Raw genomic sequence first — 18,116 nt, forward strand, 5'->3', positions numbered from 1 at the left:
CGCGGGCGAGAAGGCGCCGGCGCCCGATCGCGCGCCGGATCAGTCGCGCCAGGGGACGGTGCCGGCCGGCAGGCGGCGGCCCATGCGGTCGAGGAGCATCATCAAGATCACCGTGACGCCGACCGTCACCGCCGACATCGCTGCGGCGAGCGTCGTGTAGCCGCCGTCTTCATAGTTGAAGATCGTCGTGCCGATCGTCTCGTTGCCGGGCGACCAGAGAAGGGCGGAGACGGTGATCTCGTTATAGGCGGTGAGGAAGACGAGGATCGCCCCGGAGGCCGCCGCCGGCGCGACCAGAGGGGCGAAGATCCGCCGCATCCGCCGCCCATAGCTCGCCCCGGCGACGCGGGCCGCATCGTCGAGCGAGGGGTCGAGCTGGGCGAAAGCCGCCGCGACCGGCTTCAGCGCGATCGCGAGGAAGGCGGTGACGTAGGCGAGGGCGATGAGGCCGAGCGTGTTGTAGAGGGAAACCCCGAGAATCGGCAGCGGGCGGATGAAGGTGAGGATGAAGGCGATCGACAGGACGATCCCCGGCACCGCATAGGTGACATCGCCGGAAAGCTCCACCGCGCGGCCGACGAGGCGGCTCACCCAACTGTTCCCGTTCATCGCGTGGCTGACGAGGATCGCCACCATGCCGAGCGTCGCGGCGGCGAGGCCGGCGGCGAGCGAGGAGTTCGCGAACGCGCGCAGCGTCACCTGCTGCCGCACGAGGATCTCGGCGAAATTGTCGAGCGTGATCGTGTCGAGCGTGAGGGGGAGGCCATAGGTCCTGACGAGCGCTGTCGCGAGAAGCGACGCGAGCGGGAGGACGAGGACGGCGGCGATGAAGAGCCACAGCCCGGTCTCGACGACCGGCCGCATCCGGCCGAGACGGATCGCGAGCGGCGGTCGGGGCGGGCCGATCAGCGCCGTCCGTCCGAGGCGCTGAAGAAGGTTGAGGAGCACCACGGCGACGACCGCGACGGCCGCCATCAGCATGGCGATCATCGCCACGGTGGAGAGCATGCCGACCCCGAAGCTCGCCATGCGCTGCCAGATGAGCACCGGCAGCGTCGTGTAGCGGCCCGGAATGCCGAGAAGGGCGGGGATGCCGAAATTGCCGAGCGCCGACACGAAGGTCAGCGCGAAGGCGGCGACGATCGCCGGCACCAGCAACGGCAGGACGACGCGCCACATGACGCGGAAGGCGGAGGCGCCGGAGATGCGCGCCGCGTCCGACAATTCGCGCGGCTGCGCCCGCAGCGCGGCACGGACCACGAGAAAGGCGAGCGGGGTGTGCTGCAGCGACAGGAGGAGGATCACGCCCTCGCGCGAATAGAGTGGGTGGGTGGAGCCGACTTCGGGCGCGATGCCGAGCGAGCGCAGGAGCGGGCTCGACGGGCCGAGCGCCTGGATCCACGAGATCGCCGTCACGTGCGGCGGGATCATCATCGGGATGAGGATCAAAAAGACGAGGGTCGCCTTCGCGCGGACATCGGTGAGGCCGATCACCAGCGCGAGGAGCGTGCCGAGGAGCGTCGCGGCGAAGGCGGAGAGAAGCCCCGATTCGAGGCTGTTCCAGAGCGCGGCCTTCGTCGAGCGGCTGCCGAGCGTGTCGAGCAGCGGTTCGAGCGCAAAGCCGCCCTCCGGCGCGACCCCGATCGCGAAGAGACGCGACAAGGGCAGCGCGAAGAGGCCGACAGCGAAGAGGAGGAGGGCGGCGAGGACGAGCCGTTCGCCGCCCGGTCGGGCGAGCGTGCGAATGTTAGCCGCCGAAGAGCTCGGTGAACTGGAGCTTCATCTCCTGATCGTCGGCGAGCGCCTTCTTCGGATCGAACTGCATCAGCTTGATTTCGCTGCGCGGCGGGAAGCCGTCGGGGGCGGCGACGTCGGGATGGGCCGGCAGGTAGCCTTGGCGGGCGGCGAGGGCTTGGCCGTCTTCGGAGAGGAGGAAGTCGACGAAGGCTTTGGCGGCCTCGGGATTGGCGGCGGTCTTCAGGATCGCGACCGGCTCGGTGACGTAGGAGACACCCTCGACCGGGAAGACGAAGTCGACCGGCGCGCCCTCTTCGCGGCTGCGGATCGCGAGATAGTCGACGAGGAAGCCGTAGAGCTTTTCGCCGCCGGCGACGGCCTTATAGACGCCGCCATTGCCGCCTTGGGCGAGCGTGCCCTGGTCGGCGAGGCCTTCATAGAAATCCCAGCCGAGGTTCGGATCGCCGGTGAGCGTCGCCATCGTGATCGTCGCCGCGCCGGAGGTCAGCGGGGAGGGGATCGCGATCTTGTCCTTCGCTTCGGGCTTCAGGAGATCCTTGTAGGAGGTCGGGGCCATCCCGGCTTCGGTGTTGTAGACGATGCCGGTGGTGATGAGCTTGGTGGAGAAATAGTGGCCTTCGGGGTCCATCAGACCGGCCTCGTAGGCGGCGGTATCGGCCTCCGGGTAGGCGAGCAGGCGGTCCTCGGCGACGAGGCCTTCCATCGTCACCGTGTCGGCGATGAGGAGGACGTCCGGCTGCGGGCTGTCGGCGGCGAACTCGCTTTCGAGCTTGGCCATCACCTTGGTGGTGCCGTCGCGGAAGAACGCGACCTCGACGTTCGGATAGGCGGCCTCGAAGGCGTCGATCGTCGCCTGCGCATCGGCGTTCGGCTGCGAGGTGTAGAGCATCAATTTGCCCGACGGCTCGGCGGCCGCGGATCCCGCGACCAGCGTCGCGGCGGCGGCGATGATGAGGAGACGCATGGATAACTCCCTTGAAGCGGCGGTCGGCTCTCTCTGACGCGCCTTTGTGACAGTCACATAACAGCCCACTGAAAGAGCCAGCCCGGTCGCCCGCGCGTGCCCTCCTGGTTCCCGTCCGGTCGCGGCGCGTCGGGCGCGCCGTCTCGTCGTTGAATTCGGCGATTAGCGTGTGACGGCCCGGCTCGGCAACGCGTCATGGTGCGATCGGGCGCCGCAAGACGGCTTTTCCTCGGGGGCGATGCGTCACGGCGACAAGTGTCGGCGCAAAGTGGCGGGCGGCGGAGGCAGGCCGGCGATTGACGCGGGCGCCGCGCCTCGCTATGTGACCGGTTCTGCCCAACAGCAGGATTACGCACCCGTGGACACGGTGGTCGCTTGCCGCCGCGGTCCTGTCAGTGTTCAGCCATGCGATCGCGTGTGGCGAGGGCACAGAGGAGGGGCGTCTTCAGCCGGTCCGCCGGCATCACCCGCGTCCGGGATCCGCCCGGCGCACATTGAAAGACGTGAGATGACGAAGCGCCATAGCCAGAAGTACAAAATCGACCGCCGGATGGGCGAAAACATCTGGGGTCGTCCGAAGAGCCCGATCAACAAGCGCGAATACGGCCCCGGCCAGCACGGCCAGCGCCGCAAGGGCAAGATGAGCGATTTCGGCCTGCAGCTCCGCGCCAAGCAGAAGCTGAAGGGCTATTATGGCTCGATCTCCGAGAAGCAGTTCCGCGGGATCTATGACGAGGCGACCCGCCGCCGCGGCGACACCTCGGAGAACCTGATCGGCCTCCTCGAGAGCCGCCTCGACGCGATCATCTATCGCGCGAAGTTCGTGCCGACCGTGTTCGCCGCCCGCCAGTTCGTGAGCCACGGCCACATGAAGGTGAACGGCAAGCGCGTGAACGTGCCGAGCTACCGCTGCAAGCCGGGCGACGTGATCGAGATCCGCGAGAAGTCGAAGAATCTCCTCTCCGTTCTCGAGGCGATCGGCCTCGCCGAGCGCGACGTTCCGGATTATCTCGACGTCGACCACTCGAAGATGACCGCGACGTTTGTGCGGATGCCGTCCCTCGGCGACGTGCCGTATGCGGCGACGATGGAACCGAACCTCGTCATCGAGTTCTATTCGCGCTGATTTGTGATCCCGCCCGGCTCGGCCGGGCGGACCGAAAAAGAGCGGCGGCCCCACCGGGCGCGCCGCTCTTTTTTTGTCTTGTGACGGGAAAGCGCCGGCCGAAGCCGGCGCCATCAGGTCAGCGCTGTTCGATGTCGATCGCGTCGAAATAGGTGAGCTCGAAGAGCGAGCCCTTTTCGACGTCGAGCGCCCGCAGCGTGTCGGGATCGGCATAGAGGCCGCGACGCTCGTCGCCCGAGGGGGCGAGGAAGGTCACGTAGCCGGTTTCCATGTCGACGGACTTGATCGTCGTCGTCACCGTGAGCTGACGCACGAGCACGTTGTCGGGAATGCCGTCGAAGTCGGACGTGTCGTCCACGAGCACGTAGGTATAGCCGGGGTCGGCGGCCTCGGTGTCCGTCACCTCGATGATGAGGCCCTGCGTGATCGACACGGTCACGAGCTCGTTCTCGCGCCAGATCGACAGGTCCGCGCCCTCCCCGACGGGAACGGCATACTGGTTGTTGTTCGGCATCTTCACGAGCACCTCGGAGCGAGCCGGATAGGTGCCCGCCACCTGTGCGTCGATCGAAATCGTTTCGGAATCGGCGAAGACGGTGTCGTATTCATACGTCGCCGCCGAAGCGCTGGTGACGATAAGCGTGCCGGCCAGGGCCATCGCGCCGAAGAGACCTTTATGAAGCATTCTCTTGTTCCTGTGTGAAACGCAAAGGATCGCGTTCTCATCACACGTATCGCATTCGCGGCCAAAGTCGACCGCCGTTTGGGGGCATGTTTCGCCGATCGCGGCGCGCGATTGTCGCGCCTGGGGCCGCAGGCGTATGCATAAAGGCTGGATGGAATTGTCGCGATGAATGGGGCTGCGTGCCGGCCGCGCGCACCCGCGGCGCTTGATTTCGCACAAGGGGCACGCTTCCTGTTGCGGCGGACCCGCCCTTGGCACTAGTTGATCTGGCGATGAGTAGGAGCCGAGCGATGAACGAACATGTGCGCGAGCCTAAGCCCGCCAAGCTCATAAAGGGCGCGGTGGACGATTGGGAAGTCGTGATCGGCATGGAGATCCACGCTCAGGTCCAATCGAACGCCAAGCTGTTTTCCGGCGCCTCCACCGCGTTCGGTGGTGAACCGAACGATCATGTGAGCCTCGTCGACGCGGCGATGCCCGGTATGCTGCCCGTCATCAACGAGGCGTGCGTCGAGCAGGCGATCCGCACCGGGCTCGGCCTCAAGGCGCAGATCAACCTCACCTCGCGGTTCGATCGCAAGAACTACTTCTATCCCGATCTGCCGCAGGGCTATCAGATCTCCCAGTTCGCGCATCCGATCGTGGGCGAGGGCGAGGTGATCGTCGACATGCTCGACGGGGAGCGCATCGTCGTCGGCATCGAGCGGCTCCATCTGGAGCAGGACGCCGGCAAGTCGCTGCACGACCAGCATGCGACGAAGAGCTATGTCGACCTCAACCGCTCCGGCGTCGCGCTGATGGAGATCGTGTCGAAGCCGGACCTGCGCTCGTCGGACGAGGCGCGCGCCTATCTCACCAAGATGCGCACGATCCTGCGCTATCTCGGCACGTCGGATGCCGACATGGACAAGGGCAATCTGCGCGCCGACATCAACGTTTCGGTCCGCCGCCCCGGCGAGCCGCTCGGCACGCGATGCGAGATCAAGAACGTCAACTCGATCCGCTTCGCCGGTCAGGCGATCGAATACGAGGCGCGGCGCCAGATCGGCATCCTCGAAGACGGCGGCTCGATCGTGCAGGAAACCCGCCTGTTCGACGCCGGCAAAGGCGAGACGCGCTCGATGCGCTCCAAGGAGGAGGCGCACGATTACCGCTATTTCCCCGATCCCGACCTTCTGCCCCTCGTCGTCGAGCAGGCGCTCGTCGACCGCATCCGAGAGACCCTGCCGGAGCTCCCGGACGAGAAGCGCGCGCGCTATGTCGAGAGCCTCGGCCTGTCGCCCTATGACGCGAGCGTCCTGGTGGTCGATGCCGACGCGGCCGATTATTTCGAGAAGGTCGCCGAGGGGCGCGACGCGAAGGCGGCGGCCAACTGGGTGATCAACGAGCTGTTCGGCCGCCTCAACAAGGAAGGGCTCGACATCACCGAGAGCCCGATCTCGGCCGATCAGCTCGGCGGTATCCTCGACCTCCTCGCCGAGAAGGTCATCTCCGGCAAGATCGCCAAGGACGTGTTCGAGATCGTCTGGTCCGAAGGCGGCGACCCGGCGGCGGTCGTTGAAGCGCGCGGCATGAAGCAGGTGACCGACACCGGCGCGATCGAAGCGGCGGTCGAAGAGGTCATCGCGGCGAACCCCGACAAGGCCGAGCAGGCGAAGGCGAAGCCGAACCTCGCGGGCTGGTTCGTCGGTCAGGTGATGAAGGCGACCGGCGGCAAGGCGAACCCGCAGGCGGTGCAGCAGATCGTTCGCGCCAAGCTCGGCATCGAGGACGCCTGACGGGCTGGCGGCATCGCGGGGCGTTTGCGCTGCGATGCCGACCGAGACGAGCGCGGCCGAGGATCAGGCCGCGGCTCCGTTCAGGCCGAGGTGAGGCGCGGCGCGCCGGTTTCGGCCTGTTGAGCGCCCGCGGCGGCGAGAATATCGGGCAGGACGAGTTTGCCGAAGGCGGCGTTCATGTGCGCCCGCTCTTCGTCCTCGTGCTCGACGCCGGCGAGCGTCTGTGAGGCGCGGGCGTAGATCTCCTTCGTCGAAGAGGCGTCGAGCACCGTCTCGTCCGGCTGAAAGACCGTCGTGAGGCCGCGGGCGTGGAAGCCCTTCTCGATCGCGGCTTTCGTCTCCCGATAGGCCTCGTCCATCGCCGCTTGGTCGCCGACATCCACCGCGATGGCGGTGAGCGGCGCGGCGAGCGTCACGACGGGCTTGCCGCTCGCCTGATGGATCGCCTGGCCGAGGTTCACGCCGGGATCGCGCTTGATCAGCATCTCGACGCCCGCCTCGATATAGGCGCGGGAGAAATGCCCCGTCGTCCGCCATTCGTAGAACGCTTTGAGGATGTGCGAGGTGCGCAGCGTGCCGACCACGACGAAGCTGTCGAAGGCATCATAGGCGATCGCATCCGTCAGCGGATCCCACATCGGACGCAGGTGTCGCGGGCTGAGAAGCAGCTTCTCGTAGTCGACGAAAATGCCGTCCGCGTCGGCCTCGATCGCCGCGAACTCGCGGCCCGCAAGGCCCTGGAAGTGCACGAAGAGGCGCGGATCGATCGTCGTCTCGTCGGCGGCGAGCTTGTAGGCCACCATGTGGCTCGACCCGATGACGCAGATCCGGTGCCGTCCATCGGCGGCCGGGGTCGCAAGCATTGTCTTTGCCGGGCGGGACGCCTTCTTGGCGTTTGCCTGGGCCCGCCGGGCTTCACGGGCGGCACGGGCTTCTTTGGCATCCGGCGTCGCGTCGCGCTTGCCTTTGGCTGGCGCTGTGGGGGGCGACTTGCGGGAGAAAAGGCGCAGCCAATTGCGCGCCTTTCCGCCACGGCCTCGTTCGGAACTCATCGAGCGGCGGCACCTTCCAACATGACTTCTTCACACACGAGATCGTCGTTCTCGGCCTCGGTGACGGTGCGGCGGCGCGGCGCGTCGTCTCCGTCCGTTTCGTCCGCGGCGCCGTGCGCCTTGAAGAAATGGGACATCACGAACGCGACCCCTTCCTTCGTCACCGTGCGCAGGTTCCCATCATAGAACATCGCCTTGAAGGGCGGTTGAATGATGAACTCGAAGCTCGGAAAATAATCCACGAAGTCGTGCTCTTCGCTGAGCGTCGCGGCGAGGGTCCGCAGGAGCGACTTCGAGCGCGTGTTCGCGGTGAGGACGTGCTCGCCCGTCGCGGTCGCGGTCAGCGGGACTGGGGAGACGGTGAAGAGGATCTTCATCGCCGGGTTGAAGCTGCGCAGGATCTCGACCGCCTCGGTCATGTCCCGGTGACATTCGAGGAAGGTGTAGTTGCGGAAAACGTGCTTGTCCGGATCGAAGGTGCCGCCGGCGGTGCCGGGACACATCGGATAGACGACGCCGCTTTCCTTGTTCTCCCAGGCCTCGGTGAGGCCGAAGGTGAAAATGAAGAGATCGATCGACGGCAGCGATTCGCGCATGCGGGCGATCATGCCGTTGCGCGAGGCGAGCATCTCCTCATCGCTCGCGAAGCCGTCCGGCTCGATCGCGGGGCGGAACGGGTCGACGCTCCCCTCGCGATTCGTCCACGCTTCGTCCGGCGCCTCGTCGCGCCCGCAGGCCCAGCGCAGCCATTGGAGAAGGAGGCGGGGCGTATAGATGTTGCCCGTGCGGAACGAGAAGACGCCATAATTGTAGGCGCGGCTCAATTGCGCGGGGAAATGGGTGAAGGGCGTTTCGGCCTCGAACCATTGATAGCCGCGGGTCACGAACTGGCGCCCGATATGCTGCGAAAAGCAGGATCCTTGCGTCACGACGCGCATCGACTTGTCGACCGGGAATTTCGGCCGATAGACGTCGCTGATCGCAGTGGGCTCCACCTCGGAGACGGATGGACGCCAAAATGCCCGCTCGGGCAGGCTCTGATAGGGGTTCTTCAAGGCTTCATCCCTGCTGTGTCTCAGGATGATCGAATGCGACTCGCGCCGCGACGACGCAACATTATCCGATATACGAGGACCATACGCGACAAAAACCCCGTGAGGGGCAACGCTGGTTCCGTCTCTCGTTCCATGGTGGCGCGCGGACTTCGCAACGTCGCTCGATCGTGTCGAATTTGACGCGTCGGCCGGTTGCGGTGAAGCCTACACCCCATGGGGCGGGTGAGCCACAGCTTAGCATGGAGCGACGCGCCCCGGCGTCTATAGTTCGGCAGAAACGAAGCCGGCGCCGCGACGCGCCCGGCATTGAGCGGCGAGGAGGAAGGGCGGATGCGCAACGATATCGGTGGGTTCGATTTCGGCCTCGGCGAGGATCTCGACATGTTGCGCGACCAGGTGCGCGCCTTCTCGGCCGACCGCATCGCCCCGATCGCCGAGGAGACCGATCGCGAAAACCGCTTTCCCCGCCATCTCTGGCCCGAGATGGGGGCGCTCGGCCTTCACGGGATCACCGTGCCGGAGGAACATGGCGGCGCGGGGCTCGGCTATCTCGCCCATTGCGTGGCGATGGAGGAGGTCTCGCGCGCGTCCGCCTCGGTGGGGCTGTCTTATGGCGCGCACTCCAACCTTTGCATCAACCAGATCTCGCGCAACGGCAACGAGGCGCAGAAGGCGCGCTATCTGCCGAAGCTGATCTCCGGCGAGCATGTCGGCGCGCTCGCGATGAGCGAGCCGGGCTCGGGCTCGGATGTCGTCTCGATGCGCACGCGCGCCGACAAGAAAGGCGACCGCTACGTTCTCAACGGAACGAAATTCTGGATCACCAACGGGCCCGAGGCGGAAACTCTCGTCGTCTACGCGAAGACGGACCCGGACGCGGGGCCGCGCGGCATCACCGCCTTCCTGATCGAGAAGGGGATGCCGGGATTTTCCACCGCGCAGAAGCTCGACAAGCTCGGGATGCGGGGGTCGGACACCTGCGAATTGATCTTCGAGGATTGCGAGGTGCCGGAGGAGAACGTCCTCGGCACGGTGGGGCGGGGCGTCAACGTGTTGATGTCGGGTCTCGATTATGAGCGGGTGGTGCTTGCGGCGGGGCCGCTCGGCATCATGCAGGCCGCGCTCGACGTGGTGCTGCCCTATGTCCATGAGCGCAAGCAGTTCGGCCAGCCGATCGGCTCCTTCCAGCTCATGCAGGGCAAGGTCGCCGACATGTATGTCACGATGAACGCCTGCAAGGCTTACGTCTATTCCGTGGCGCGCGCCTGCGATGACGGGCGCACGACGCGCGAGGACGCGGCCGGCGCGATCCTTTATGCCGCCGAGAAGGCGACGGCGGTGGCGCTCGACGCGATCCAGGCGCTCGGCGGCAACGGCTATATCAACGACTATCCGACCGGCCGCCTCCTGCGCGACGCGAAGCTCTACGAGATCGGGGCCGGAACGAGCGAAATCCGGCGGATGCTGATCGGACGTGAGTTGTTCGAGAAGAGCGCCTGAGCGCTCGATGCGGCGGATCGTGATTTCCGGCGCGTCCGGGGGCGGCAAGTCGACCCTGCTCGCCGAGCTTTCGCGCCGCGGCTATGGCGTGATGGAGGAGCCCGGCCGCGCCGTGGTGCGCGAGGAGACGGCGCGCGGCGGGACGGGGCTGCCGACGGTGGACCTTCCCCGTTTCGCCGAGCTTGCGGGCCTGCGCGCGCTGGCGCTCCATAAAGCGGCGGGCGAGGGTGTGACCTTTTTCGACCGCTCGGTGGTGGACGCGGTCGCGGTGTTCTTGCGTCTCGGTCTGCCGCTGCCCGAGGGGCTGACGGGGGCGCTCGACCGGGTGCGGTATGACCCTCTCGTCTTCATGACGCCGCCTTGGAAGGCGATCTATCGCACCGATGCGGAGCGGCTTCATGGCTTCGAGGCCGCGCGGGCGGAGTATGAGCACCTTCTCGCGCTCTACCCCGAAGCCGGGTACGCGGTGCGCCTCTTGCCGATGGTGGATGTCGCGGCGCGGGCCGATTTCATCGAGGCGGCGATCCGTTGACGGGGCGCACGCCCATCGCGGTGAGCGCCTTGCGCCAGCGTTGCACGAAGACGGGCCTCAGATAACGCTGCGCCGTCCGCCGGCCCGCCGCGGCGATCGTCTCGGCACGGGCCGGGGAGGCGAGGAGGGTGAGGGCGGTCTCGGCGATATCCGCGACGGGGCCATAGCGCGTCACCATCGCGTTGCGGCCGGGCCGCATATAGTCCCGCCCGGCGATGCCATCGAGACCGCACACGGCGGTGCCCGCACCCATCGCCTCGAGCGGGGTGAGGCCGAAGCCTTCCGCCGGAACGAGGCTCAACAGCGTGCGCGCCGAGCCGATCCGGGCGAGGAGCGCGGCGTGGGAGGTCTTCTCGCCGGTGCCGAGCGGTTCGAGCCGCGCGGACGGGTGGCGCGCGGTGATGATCGCGCGGACCTCCTCGGCGAGTGTCTGGGAGAGCTTGTCCCGGCCCTTCACGTGGACGAGGATCCGGTCGGGATCACGCTCGCGCCAAGGCGGTGTCGGCGCCTCCGGCAGCGAGACATAGGCGGGAATGACCCCGGTCTTGAGGCCGTAGGTGCGCTTCAGGAAGTCGCGAACCACGGTCGACACGCTGACATAATGGTCGAAATAGAGGTCGAGCAGGCTGAACGTCTTGAAGTCCTGCACGTACATGATCTTGCGGCCTGGAAAGCGCAGCCCGAACCCGTTGTTGGAGAAAGACGGGTTGCACAAGAGAATATCGTCCGCCTCGGCAACCCCGAGCATCTCGTCGATCCCGATCGAGGGGAAGGGGTCGGGATAATGGAAAATGCCGTTGTCGGGCCCATGATCGCCCGTCGCCACGGCCACGGGGGAATAACCGAAATCGTGATGCAGAATGCGGCCCACATCGTAGGCCATCAGCGTTCCGCCGTTCGGGATATAGGCGCCGACTATGAAGGCTCTTCGCGCCATGCCGTCGCTTCCGCCCGTCCGGGGGCCTCGCGTCCTGTCGGAATGGGGCTGACGCCGGGCCCGTCGAGTGCCTTGCGCGCGGCCGATATGATTTGCCCGACATCCTGATAGCGCTCGCGCCCCGCCCGCACGACGAGCTGGAGCTGGCGGCCTTCATCGCGCGGTTCGAGCGTTGCGACGGATAGGTCGGTGAGCATCGGTCCGCTGCGGCGCACGAACGGTTCGGGCAGGATCGTGTCACCATGCCCGCCGCGCACGAGGCTGATGAGGGTCGCGAAGGAGGACGGGCCGATCCGCGTCGGCACCTGCGAGCCGGACCGGGCGTTCGAGCGGCGGATCGCGTCGGAGACCACCTCGCGAAAACAATGGCCTTCCTGCATGAGGAGGATCGGCCGGTCGAGCTCGTCGATGCTGATTTTCGCGGGCAGCGCGCTCGCGCTCGCGACCATCAGATGCTCGTCGACGAGGGGGATCGCGGTGAGGGAGGTGACGCGCGGCAGCGTCGCGGTGATCGCAAAATCGAGCCCGTCGGCGTTGACGCCGGCTTCGAGAGCGTCGCTCCGGTCTTCCACGAAGGTGACGTCGGCGCCGCCATTGAGCGGCGCGAGGCCGTTCAGAAAGCGGGCGGCGAAATAGGGGGCGATGGTCGGCAGGACGCCGAAGCGGATCGGGCGGCCGAGGAGCACGCCGTCGCCACGGGTGGTGCGCTGGACGCGGTAGAAGGAATCCATGATCTCGCGCGCGGTGGCGAGGACTTCGGCGCCTTCGGCCGTCACGGTCACGGAACCGTGGCGCCGCTCGATCAGCGTCAGTCCCAACAATTCCTCCATGCGTCGCACTTGGGCCGACAGTGTGGGCTGGCTGATGCCGCACGCTTCGGCGGCGCGGGAAAACGACCCATGTTCCGCGATCGCGATAAAGTATTCAAGGTCTCTGAAGCGCAAAAGTCGCATCATCGTAGGAGTGACTCCCCTTTTGTAAAATATTATTTCGTTAAATTACAATTTTTACATTCAAGGGCTGTGTTGAAGGTCGATGCCTTTCATCTGTTTGTGGAAGCAAGTGTTTGCATTGCTGGCGCATATGAAATAATTCTAATTTACTTATCGTTTCGAGTGCATCGCCATTCGCTCATTCTGTAAGCGTGGTGTCGATCCGCATTCGTATGTACTTCCTAATATGCTTTGGTTCGCAAACTTGCGCAATCTCGCTCTGTGGCCGGAGTCTCTATTGGTGCAATCTTCCTCGGCGCGCGTGATCCTTTGCGCGGCGAGGGCCCGTGTTTCGGGCGGGGGCCGCCGATCGCCTGGAACACATGCATGCAATGCAGCGGCGGGCCGGCCGGGTCGGGCGCCATCGGCTACCCGGCCGTTTCGCGCCGGTGTATGATCGGGGCCGTTGAGGCTCGCCGGGAGGACCCCATGGAGCAAGGCACGGTCTGTTGGTCGGAACTCGCCACGCGCGATGTCGAGGCGGCGAAAGCGCACTATGCGGCCCTCGTGGGGTGGACCTACGAAGCCGCTCCAATGGACGGGGGCACCTACTGGATCGCCTCCCGTTCGGGACGGCCGACGGCGGGCATCATGGACGTCGCCGCGATCCCGCACGAGGTGCCGCCCCACTGGCTCACATACATCGCCGTCGATGACATGGACGCTGCGGTCGCCACCGTGTCGGAGACCGGCGGCCACGTCATTCGCGAGCCCTTCGCGGTCCCGAATGTCGGCCGCATCGCGATCGTCAGCGAGCCGGGTGGCGGCGGCTATGGGCTCCTCGAGCCGGAAAAGCCGGCCGCGGCGACCTGATCGCGGCGCGGCACCCGTCCCGGTTCAGGGGAACGCGAACCACCACTGGGCAAGACCCAGGAAGACGAAGAAGCCGATCACGTCCGTCAGCGTCGTCAGGAACACCGACGAGGCGACGGCGGGATCGACTCCGAGCCGGTTGAGCAGCATCGGCATCGTCGCGCCGAAAAAGCCGGCGCAGAAGATGTTGAAAACGATCGCCGCGGCGATCAGGCAGCCGAGTTCGGGGCTCCCGAACCAGATCCCGGCGACGAGCCCCACCGAAGCCGCGACCGTGCCGCCATTGATCAGCGCGACCAGAATCTCGCGGCCGATCACCCGCAGGACGTTGCGCTTGGTGATCTGGCGCTGCGAGATCGCTCGGACCGTCACCGTCATCGCCTGAATGCCGGCATTGCCGCCGAGCGCGGTGACCACCGGCATCAGGATCGCGAGCGCGACCATCGCGGCGATCGTGTCGTCGAAGAGGGCGATCACCCCCGAGGCGAGGAAGGCGGTGACCATGTTGATCATCAGCCACGGGATGCGCGTGCGCGCGACATAAAGCGGCGTGTCGGACAGTTCCGCGTCACCGGCACCAGCGAGGGCGCGGATATCCTCGTCCGCCTCCGCCTCGATGACGTCGACGATATCGTCAATCGTGAGGATGCCGACGAGCCTGTCGCCGTCATCGACCACAGCGGCCGACAGGAGGTCGTAGCGTTGGAAGAGGCGGGCGGCCTCCTCCTGGTCCTCGTCGGCCCGGATCGTGATGGGCTCCTCGTCCATGATCTCGGTGATCTTCACCGGACGGCGGGTGCGGAGGAGCCGGTCGAGCGCCACCGTGCCGAGAAGGCGGAAGGCGGCATCGACCACATAGATTTCGGTAAACTCGTCCGGGAGGTCTTCCTCTTCGCGCAGCGTGTCGATCACCTGGCCGACGGTCCAGAAGGGCGGCATCGCGACGAAGTCGGTCTGCATCCGACGGCCGGCGCTCTCCTCCGGAAAGTCGAGCGAGCGCTTGAGCCGATGGCGCATCGCGAAGGGGAGCTGGGCGAGGATCGCCTCGGACTGCGCGTCGTCGAGATCCTCGAGGATGTAGACCGCGTCATCCGAATCGAGATCGGCGAGACCGTCGGCGACGGCCTTCGGTTCGAGCTCCGACAGGATCTGCAGGCGGACCGGCTCTTCGAGCTCGGTGAGCGCAGTGAAGTCGAACGCGTCGCCGAGAAGGCGGACGAGTTCGACCCGGTTTTCCGGATCGAGCCGGGACAGAAGCTCGGCGACGTCGCTCTCGTGCAGCGGCTCGAGGAGCACGACGAGGCGTTCGCGGTCGCCCTCCTTCACGAGCGCGACGACGTCTTCGATAAGGTCTTCCGTGACGGTCGCTTCGTCTTCCGTCGAGATGTCAGCCATTCCGTTTCCCTGGTTTGGCTGAAGAAGGCGCACCGCCCGCTTCGCGTCGTCCGATCTCGGTGAGGTGGATAGCACGCCCGCCGCCGCCGCGCAGGATCGCGTGAAGGCTTCGCGTGCGACGAGTCCCCGCGCGATGAGCGATTGCAGCCGAATGCGGCATCCCCGTCACGCCCGGGAGGCGGGCATGAAAAAGCCCTCGGGTGCAAAGCACGCCGAGGGCTTTTTCAGTTCCATTCCCTCCGGTCAGAGACCTTTGAGGAGGGATGGTGCGGTCGAGAAGACTCGAACTTCCACGGGTTGCCCCACAGCGACCTCAACGCTGCGCGTCTACCAATTCCGCCACGACCGCGGTGAGCCGGGGAAGTAGCATCGACCTTCCGACCTTTCAAGCGTCCTTTTGGCCGTCTACATGAGGTTTTCGACAAGGCCAGGGAAAAGAGCGCGAAAACTGCGCGCTCCCGGCGAAAAGGACGCTGCGATGCAACCGGTGGATTGGGCGATTTCCGAAACGCTCGTGGATTATCAACAGGCTGTGGCCGAAATGGAGGCGCGCGCGGCCGCGATCGCCGAGGGGAGCGCCAGCGAGCTCGTCTGGCTTTTGGAGCATCCGCCGCTCTATACGGCCGGCACCAGCGCCAACCCCGAGGATCTCGTCGCCCCCGACCGCTTTCCGGTGATCAAGACCGGCCGGGGCGGGCAATACACCTATCACGGCCCCGGCCAGCGGGTGGCTTATGCGATGATGGATCTGCGCGGGCGCGGGCGCGACGTGCGCTGCTATGTCCACAATCTCGAAGGCTGGTTGATCGACACGCTGAAGGCCTTCGGGGTCGACGGCGAGCGGCGCGAGGGGCGCGTCGGCGTCTGGGTGCGTCGGCCGGACGGCTCGGGCGAGGACAAGATTGCCGCGATCGGCGTCCGCGTGCGGCGCTGGGCGACGCTTCACGGCGTCTCGCTCAATGTCGAGCCGGACCTTGAGCATTTCACAGGGATCGTTCCCTGCGGCGTTCGCGCGCACGGCGTGACGAGCCTCGTCGATCTCGGCCGCATCGTGTCGATGGAGGAGGTCGACGCCGCGCTCGAGGAGGCGTTCCGCGCACGCTTCGGGCCGACGCGGCGCGCCGTGCCGCCACAGGCGTCGATCGCCCGCGAGAGCGCGGCCTGACGCGCTTTGCGGCCACACGGCGCGCCGCGCTTGCGACGGGAACGACGAGAGAGGCGCCGCATGGCGCCAGCGGTCTAGCCCTAGCCGCTCGGCAGGATCACAAAGCCGTCGACCGCCTTCATGTCGACCGGGTCGAGGCCGATCGAGACGACTTCGGCGGCGGGCGGGCCTTTGCGGCAGCGGGTGAGCATGGCGTCCACCGCCGCGCTGTCGCCGATGAAGACCGCCTCCACCGTGCCGTCGGGCAGGTTGCGAACCGTCCCTGAGAGGCCGAGCGATTCGGCCTCGCGCCGGCACCATTCGCGGTAGCCGACGCCCTGCACGCGCCCCGATATGATGAAGCGGGTCGCGTTCATTCGAATTCGAGCATCACCGTGTCGACCGCAAGGCTCGCCCCTTCGGCGACGTGAACGGCCTTGACCGTCCCGGCGCGATCGGCACGGATGACGTTCTCCATCTTCATCGCCTCGATGACGGCGAGCGCTTGCCCGTCATCGACCTTGTCCCCGGCCTTCACGTTGAGCGAGACGACGAGGCCCGGCATCGGGCAGAGCACCTTCTTGCCGCCGTCGGCGAGGGCGACCTCTGGCATATAGGCGGTGAGGTCGGCGATGCGCGGGCGGCGCACCTTCAGCTTGGCACGCATCCCGCGCCAGGTGAGGCTCGTCGCATGCGAGGCGCGATGGAAACTGAGCGAGACCGCCCGCCCGCCGACATGGCCGGACCACACGCCGCGCCCGCCGCCGCCGTCGGAGGCCACCTCGATCGACCCGTCGCCGATCGCGATCACCCAGCCTTTGCCGTTCTTCGTCACGGTCCCGTCGACCCGCGTGTCGTCCTCGAAGATCGCGGAGAGGGCGCCGGGCATCGGCGTCGGATGCTGACCGAAACCGGCGCGGCGGACGGCGTCACGCGCCTCCTCGGCGAAGGCGACCGCGGCCATCACGATGCGCCCGTCATCGTCCAGCGGACGGGTCGCCTGCTCGGGAAACTCCTCGGCGATGAAGCCCGTCGACAGGTGGCCGGAGCGCCAGCGCGGGTGCGCCATCAGCGCCGACAGGAAGACCCCATTGTGGCGGATGCCCTCGATCGAGACGCGGTCGAGCGCGTCGCTCATCGCGTCGATCGCCGCGTTCCTGTTCGGCCCGTGGGTGATCACCTTGGCGATCATCGGATCGTAGAAGCGCGAGATCTCGGAGCCCTCCACGACGCCGGTATCGACGCGCGTCGTGGTGTGGCCGCTGTGCGCCTCGGGCATTGCGAGGCGCCGCAAGCGGCCGATCGAGGGAAGGAAATTGCGGTCCGGGTCCTCGGCATAGAGGCGGCTCTCGATCGCCCAGCCGTTCGCCACGATGTCGCTCTGCCGGTGGCGCAGCGTCTCCCCCGCCGCAACGCGAATCATCTCCTCGACGAGATCGAGCCCGGTGATGAGCTCCGTCACCGGGTGCTCCACCTGAAGGCGGGTGTTCATTTCGAGGAAATAGAAATTCGCGTCCTGGTCGGCGACGAACTCCACCGTGCCGGCCGAATCGTAGTTCACCGCCTTGGCGAGCGCGACGGCCTGCGCGCCCATCGCCTCCCGCGTCGCCTCGTCGAGCAGCGGGGAGGGGGCCTCCTCGATGACCTTCTGATTGCGTCGCTGGATCGAGCATTCGCGTTCGAGAAGGTGGATGACGTTGCCGTGCTTGTCGCCGAGCACCTGGATCTCGATGTGGCGCGGGTCGACGATGAATTTCTCCACGAAGACGCGCTCGTCACCGAAGGACGAGGCGGCCTCGGAGCGGGCGCGGTCGAAGCCCTCCTGCACTTCGGCGGCGGAGTGGGCGATGCGCATGCCCTTGCCGCCACCGCCGGCCGAGGCCTTGATCATGACCGGAAAGCCGATCTCCGACGCGATCTTCGCCGCTTCCTCGGCCGTTTCGATCGCACCGGCGCCGCCCGGAACGGTCGAAACGCCGGCCGCCTCGGCGCGGCGCTTCGATTCGATCTTGTCGCCCATCGCTTCGATCGCGCCCGGATTGGGGCCGATGAACACGATCCCGGCCGCGGCGAGCGCCTGCGGGAAGGCTGCGCGCTCCGACAGGAAGCCGTAACCCGGATGGACCGCCTCGGCGCCGGTCTTGCGGCAGGCCTCGATGATGGCGTCGATATCGAGATAGGATTGTGCGGCGGGCGGCGGGCCGATGCGCACCGCTTCGTCCGCCATTTCGACATGCGGCGCATGGCGGTCCGCATCGGAATAGACGGCGACGGTGGCGATGTTCAGCCGGCGGCACGTCTTGATGACGCGGCATGCGATCTCGCCACGGTTCGCCACCAGGATCTTCTCGAACATATCCCGCCCTTCGTCGAACTCTAGCCTAT

The 18,116-nt window shown here is 66.6% G+C and carries 16 protein-coding genes and 1 tRNA gene; 6 read left to right on the forward strand and 11 right to left on the reverse strand.

Going from position 1 to position 18,116, the window contains the following annotated elements:
* Positions 1-39 precede the first annotated feature (39 nt).
* Positions 40-1,662 carry an ABC transporter permease gene (locus L1787_RS24085; protein ID WP_235711646.1) on the reverse strand — a complete coding sequence of 541 codons (1,623 nt, stop codon included), beginning with the start codon at positions 1,660-1,662 and terminating at the stop codon, positions 40-42.
* An 85-nt stretch (positions 1,663-1,747) separates the two neighbouring features.
* A complete protein-coding gene (locus L1787_RS24090) occupies positions 1,748-2,722 on the reverse strand; it encodes an ABC transporter substrate-binding protein (protein WP_235711647.1) in 975 nt (324 codons plus the stop codon).
* A 508-nt stretch (positions 2,723-3,230) separates the two neighbouring features.
* Between L1787_RS24090 and rpsD the strand changes: the two genes are divergently transcribed.
* On the forward strand, positions 3,231-3,848 hold the full coding sequence (gene rpsD / locus L1787_RS24095; protein ID WP_235711648.1) for a 30S ribosomal protein S4: 618 nt from the start codon (positions 3,231-3,233) through the stop codon (positions 3,846-3,848).
* Positions 3,849-3,966: 118 nt separating this feature from the next.
* On the opposite strand, the gene L1787_RS24100 is transcribed toward rpsD, so the two are convergent.
* Positions 3,967-4,533, reverse strand: coding sequence for a hypothetical protein (locus tag L1787_RS24100; RefSeq protein ID WP_235711649.1), 567 nt, complete (start codon positions 4,531-4,533; stop codon positions 3,967-3,969).
* A 290-nt stretch (positions 4,534-4,823) separates the two neighbouring features.
* On the opposite strand from L1787_RS24100, the gene gatB reads away from it, so the two are divergent.
* Positions 4,824-6,311 carry an Asp-tRNA(Asn)/Glu-tRNA(Gln) amidotransferase subunit GatB gene (gene gatB / locus L1787_RS24105; RefSeq protein WP_235711650.1) on the forward strand — a complete coding sequence of 496 codons (1,488 nt, stop codon included), beginning with the start codon at positions 4,824-4,826 and terminating at the stop codon, positions 6,309-6,311.
* A gap of 80 nt (positions 6,312-6,391) precedes the next feature.
* On the opposite strand, the gene L1787_RS24110 is transcribed toward gatB, so the two are convergent.
* Positions 6,392-7,174, reverse strand: a complete 783-nt coding sequence (locus L1787_RS24110; RefSeq protein WP_235711651.1) for a hypothetical protein — start codon at positions 7,172-7,174, stop codon at positions 6,392-6,394.
* Between the two features lie 185 nt (positions 7,175-7,359).
* Positions 7,360-8,418 (reverse strand): GSCFA domain-containing protein, encoded by a 1,059-nt coding sequence (locus L1787_RS24115; protein ID WP_235711652.1) that lies wholly within the window; start codon positions 8,416-8,418, stop codon positions 7,360-7,362.
* Between the two features lie 330 nt (positions 8,419-8,748).
* Between L1787_RS24115 and L1787_RS24120 the strand changes: the two genes are divergently transcribed.
* On the forward strand, positions 8,749-9,918 hold the full coding sequence (locus tag L1787_RS24120; RefSeq protein WP_235711653.1) for an isovaleryl-CoA dehydrogenase: 1,170 nt from the start codon (positions 8,749-8,751) through the stop codon (positions 9,916-9,918).
* 7 nt (positions 9,919-9,925) lie between these two features.
* A complete protein-coding gene (locus tag L1787_RS24125; protein ID WP_235711654.1) occupies positions 9,926-10,450 on the forward strand; it encodes an AAA family ATPase in 525 nt (174 codons plus the stop codon).
* Here L1787_RS24125 and L1787_RS24130 read toward each other — a convergent pair.
* Together L1787_RS24130 and L1787_RS24135 are read right to left on the reverse strand one after the other, a co-directional pair.
* On the reverse strand, positions 10,428-11,387 hold the full coding sequence (locus tag L1787_RS24130) for a glycosyltransferase family protein (protein WP_235711655.1): 960 nt from the start codon (positions 11,385-11,387) through the stop codon (positions 10,428-10,430). The genes L1787_RS24125 and L1787_RS24130 overlap by 23 nt on opposite strands.
* Positions 11,366-12,343, reverse strand: coding sequence for a LysR family transcriptional regulator (locus L1787_RS24135; protein WP_235711656.1), 978 nt, complete (start codon positions 12,341-12,343; stop codon positions 11,366-11,368). The genes L1787_RS24130 and L1787_RS24135 overlap by 22 nt, the downstream gene beginning before the upstream one ends.
* A 465-nt stretch (positions 12,344-12,808) precedes the next feature.
* Between L1787_RS24135 and L1787_RS24140 the strand changes: the two genes are divergently transcribed.
* A complete protein-coding gene (locus L1787_RS24140; RefSeq protein WP_235711657.1) occupies positions 12,809-13,192 on the forward strand; it encodes a VOC family protein in 384 nt (127 codons plus the stop codon).
* Positions 13,193-13,216: 24 nt separating this feature from the next.
* Here L1787_RS24140 and mgtE read toward each other — a convergent pair whose 3' ends face one another.
* Together mgtE and L1787_RS24150 are read right to left on the reverse strand one after the other, a co-directional pair.
* Positions 13,217-14,587: a magnesium transporter gene (gene mgtE / locus L1787_RS24145; protein ID WP_235711658.1), complete on the reverse strand. Its 1,371-nt coding sequence runs from the start codon at positions 14,585-14,587 to the stop codon at positions 13,217-13,219.
* A gap of 264 nt (positions 14,588-14,851) precedes the next feature.
* A tRNA-Leu gene (locus L1787_RS24150) sits at positions 14,852-14,936 on the reverse strand.
* A gap of 60 nt (positions 14,937-14,996) precedes the next feature.
* Here L1787_RS24150 and lipB point away from each other — a divergent pair.
* Positions 14,997-15,752 (forward strand): lipoyl(octanoyl) transferase LipB, encoded by a 756-nt coding sequence (gene lipB / locus L1787_RS24155; protein WP_369415134.1) that lies wholly within the window; start codon positions 14,997-14,999, stop codon positions 15,750-15,752.
* Positions 15,753-15,832: 80 nt separating this feature from the next.
* On the opposite strand, the gene L1787_RS24160 is transcribed toward lipB, so the two are convergent.
* Positions 15,833-16,108, reverse strand: coding sequence for an acylphosphatase (locus tag L1787_RS24160; RefSeq protein ID WP_235711660.1), 276 nt, complete (start codon positions 16,106-16,108; stop codon positions 15,833-15,835).
* On the reverse strand, positions 16,105-18,087 hold the full coding sequence (locus L1787_RS24165; RefSeq protein ID WP_235711661.1) for an acetyl-CoA carboxylase biotin carboxylase subunit: 1,983 nt from the start codon (positions 18,085-18,087) through the stop codon (positions 16,105-16,107). The genes L1787_RS24160 and L1787_RS24165 overlap by 4 nt, the downstream gene beginning before the upstream one ends.
* Positions 18,088-18,116 lie beyond the last annotated feature (29 nt).

Source organism: Acuticoccus kalidii (assembly GCF_021556395.1).
Classification (GTDB): domain Bacteria; phylum Pseudomonadota; class Alphaproteobacteria; order Rhizobiales; family Amorphaceae; genus Acuticoccus; species Acuticoccus kalidii.

Excerpts from the sequence above, each read along its gene's own strand:
- L1787_RS24090 (WP_235711647.1), bottom strand. The coding sequence starts at position 2,722 with ATGCGTCTCCTCATCATCGCCGCCGCCGCGACGCTGGTCGCGGGATCC.
- rpsD (WP_235711648.1), top strand. The coding sequence starts at position 3,231 with ATGACGAAGCGCCATAGCCAGAAGTACAAAATCGACCGCCGGATGGGC.
- L1787_RS24100 (WP_235711649.1), bottom strand. The coding sequence starts at position 4,533 with ATGCTTCATAAAGGTCTCTTCGGCGCGATGGCCCTGGCCGGCACGCTT.
- gatB (WP_235711650.1), top strand. The coding sequence starts at position 4,824 with ATGAACGAACATGTGCGCGAGCCTAAGCCCGCCAAGCTCATAAAGGGC.
- L1787_RS24110 (WP_235711651.1), bottom strand. The coding sequence starts at position 7,174 with ATGCTTGCGACCCCGGCCGCCGATGGACGGCACCGGATCTGCGTCATC.
- L1787_RS24120 (WP_235711653.1), top strand. The coding sequence starts at position 8,749 with ATGCGCAACGATATCGGTGGGTTCGATTTCGGCCTCGGCGAGGATCTC.
- L1787_RS24125 (WP_235711654.1), top strand. The coding sequence starts at position 9,926 with ATGCGGCGGATCGTGATTTCCGGCGCGTCCGGGGGCGGCAAGTCGACC.
- L1787_RS24130 (WP_235711655.1), bottom strand. The coding sequence starts at position 11,387 with ATGGCGCGAAGAGCCTTCATAGTCGGCGCCTATATCCCGAACGGCGGA.
- L1787_RS24135 (WP_235711656.1), bottom strand. The coding sequence starts at position 12,343 with ATGATGCGACTTTTGCGCTTCAGAGACCTTGAATACTTTATCGCGATC.
- L1787_RS24140 (WP_235711657.1), top strand. The coding sequence starts at position 12,809 with ATGGAGCAAGGCACGGTCTGTTGGTCGGAACTCGCCACGCGCGATGTC.
- mgtE (WP_235711658.1), bottom strand. The coding sequence starts at position 14,587 with ATGGCTGACATCTCGACGGAAGACGAAGCGACCGTCACGGAAGACCTT.
- lipB (WP_369415134.1), top strand. The coding sequence starts at position 14,997 with ATGAGGTTTTCGACAAGGCCAGGGAAAAGAGCGCGAAAACTGCGCGCT.
- L1787_RS24160 (WP_235711660.1), bottom strand. The coding sequence starts at position 16,108 with ATGAACGCGACCCGCTTCATCATATCGGGGCGCGTGCAGGGCGTCGGC.
- L1787_RS24165 (WP_235711661.1), bottom strand. The coding sequence starts at position 18,087 with ATGTTCGAGAAGATCCTGGTGGCGAACCGTGGCGAGATCGCATGCCGC.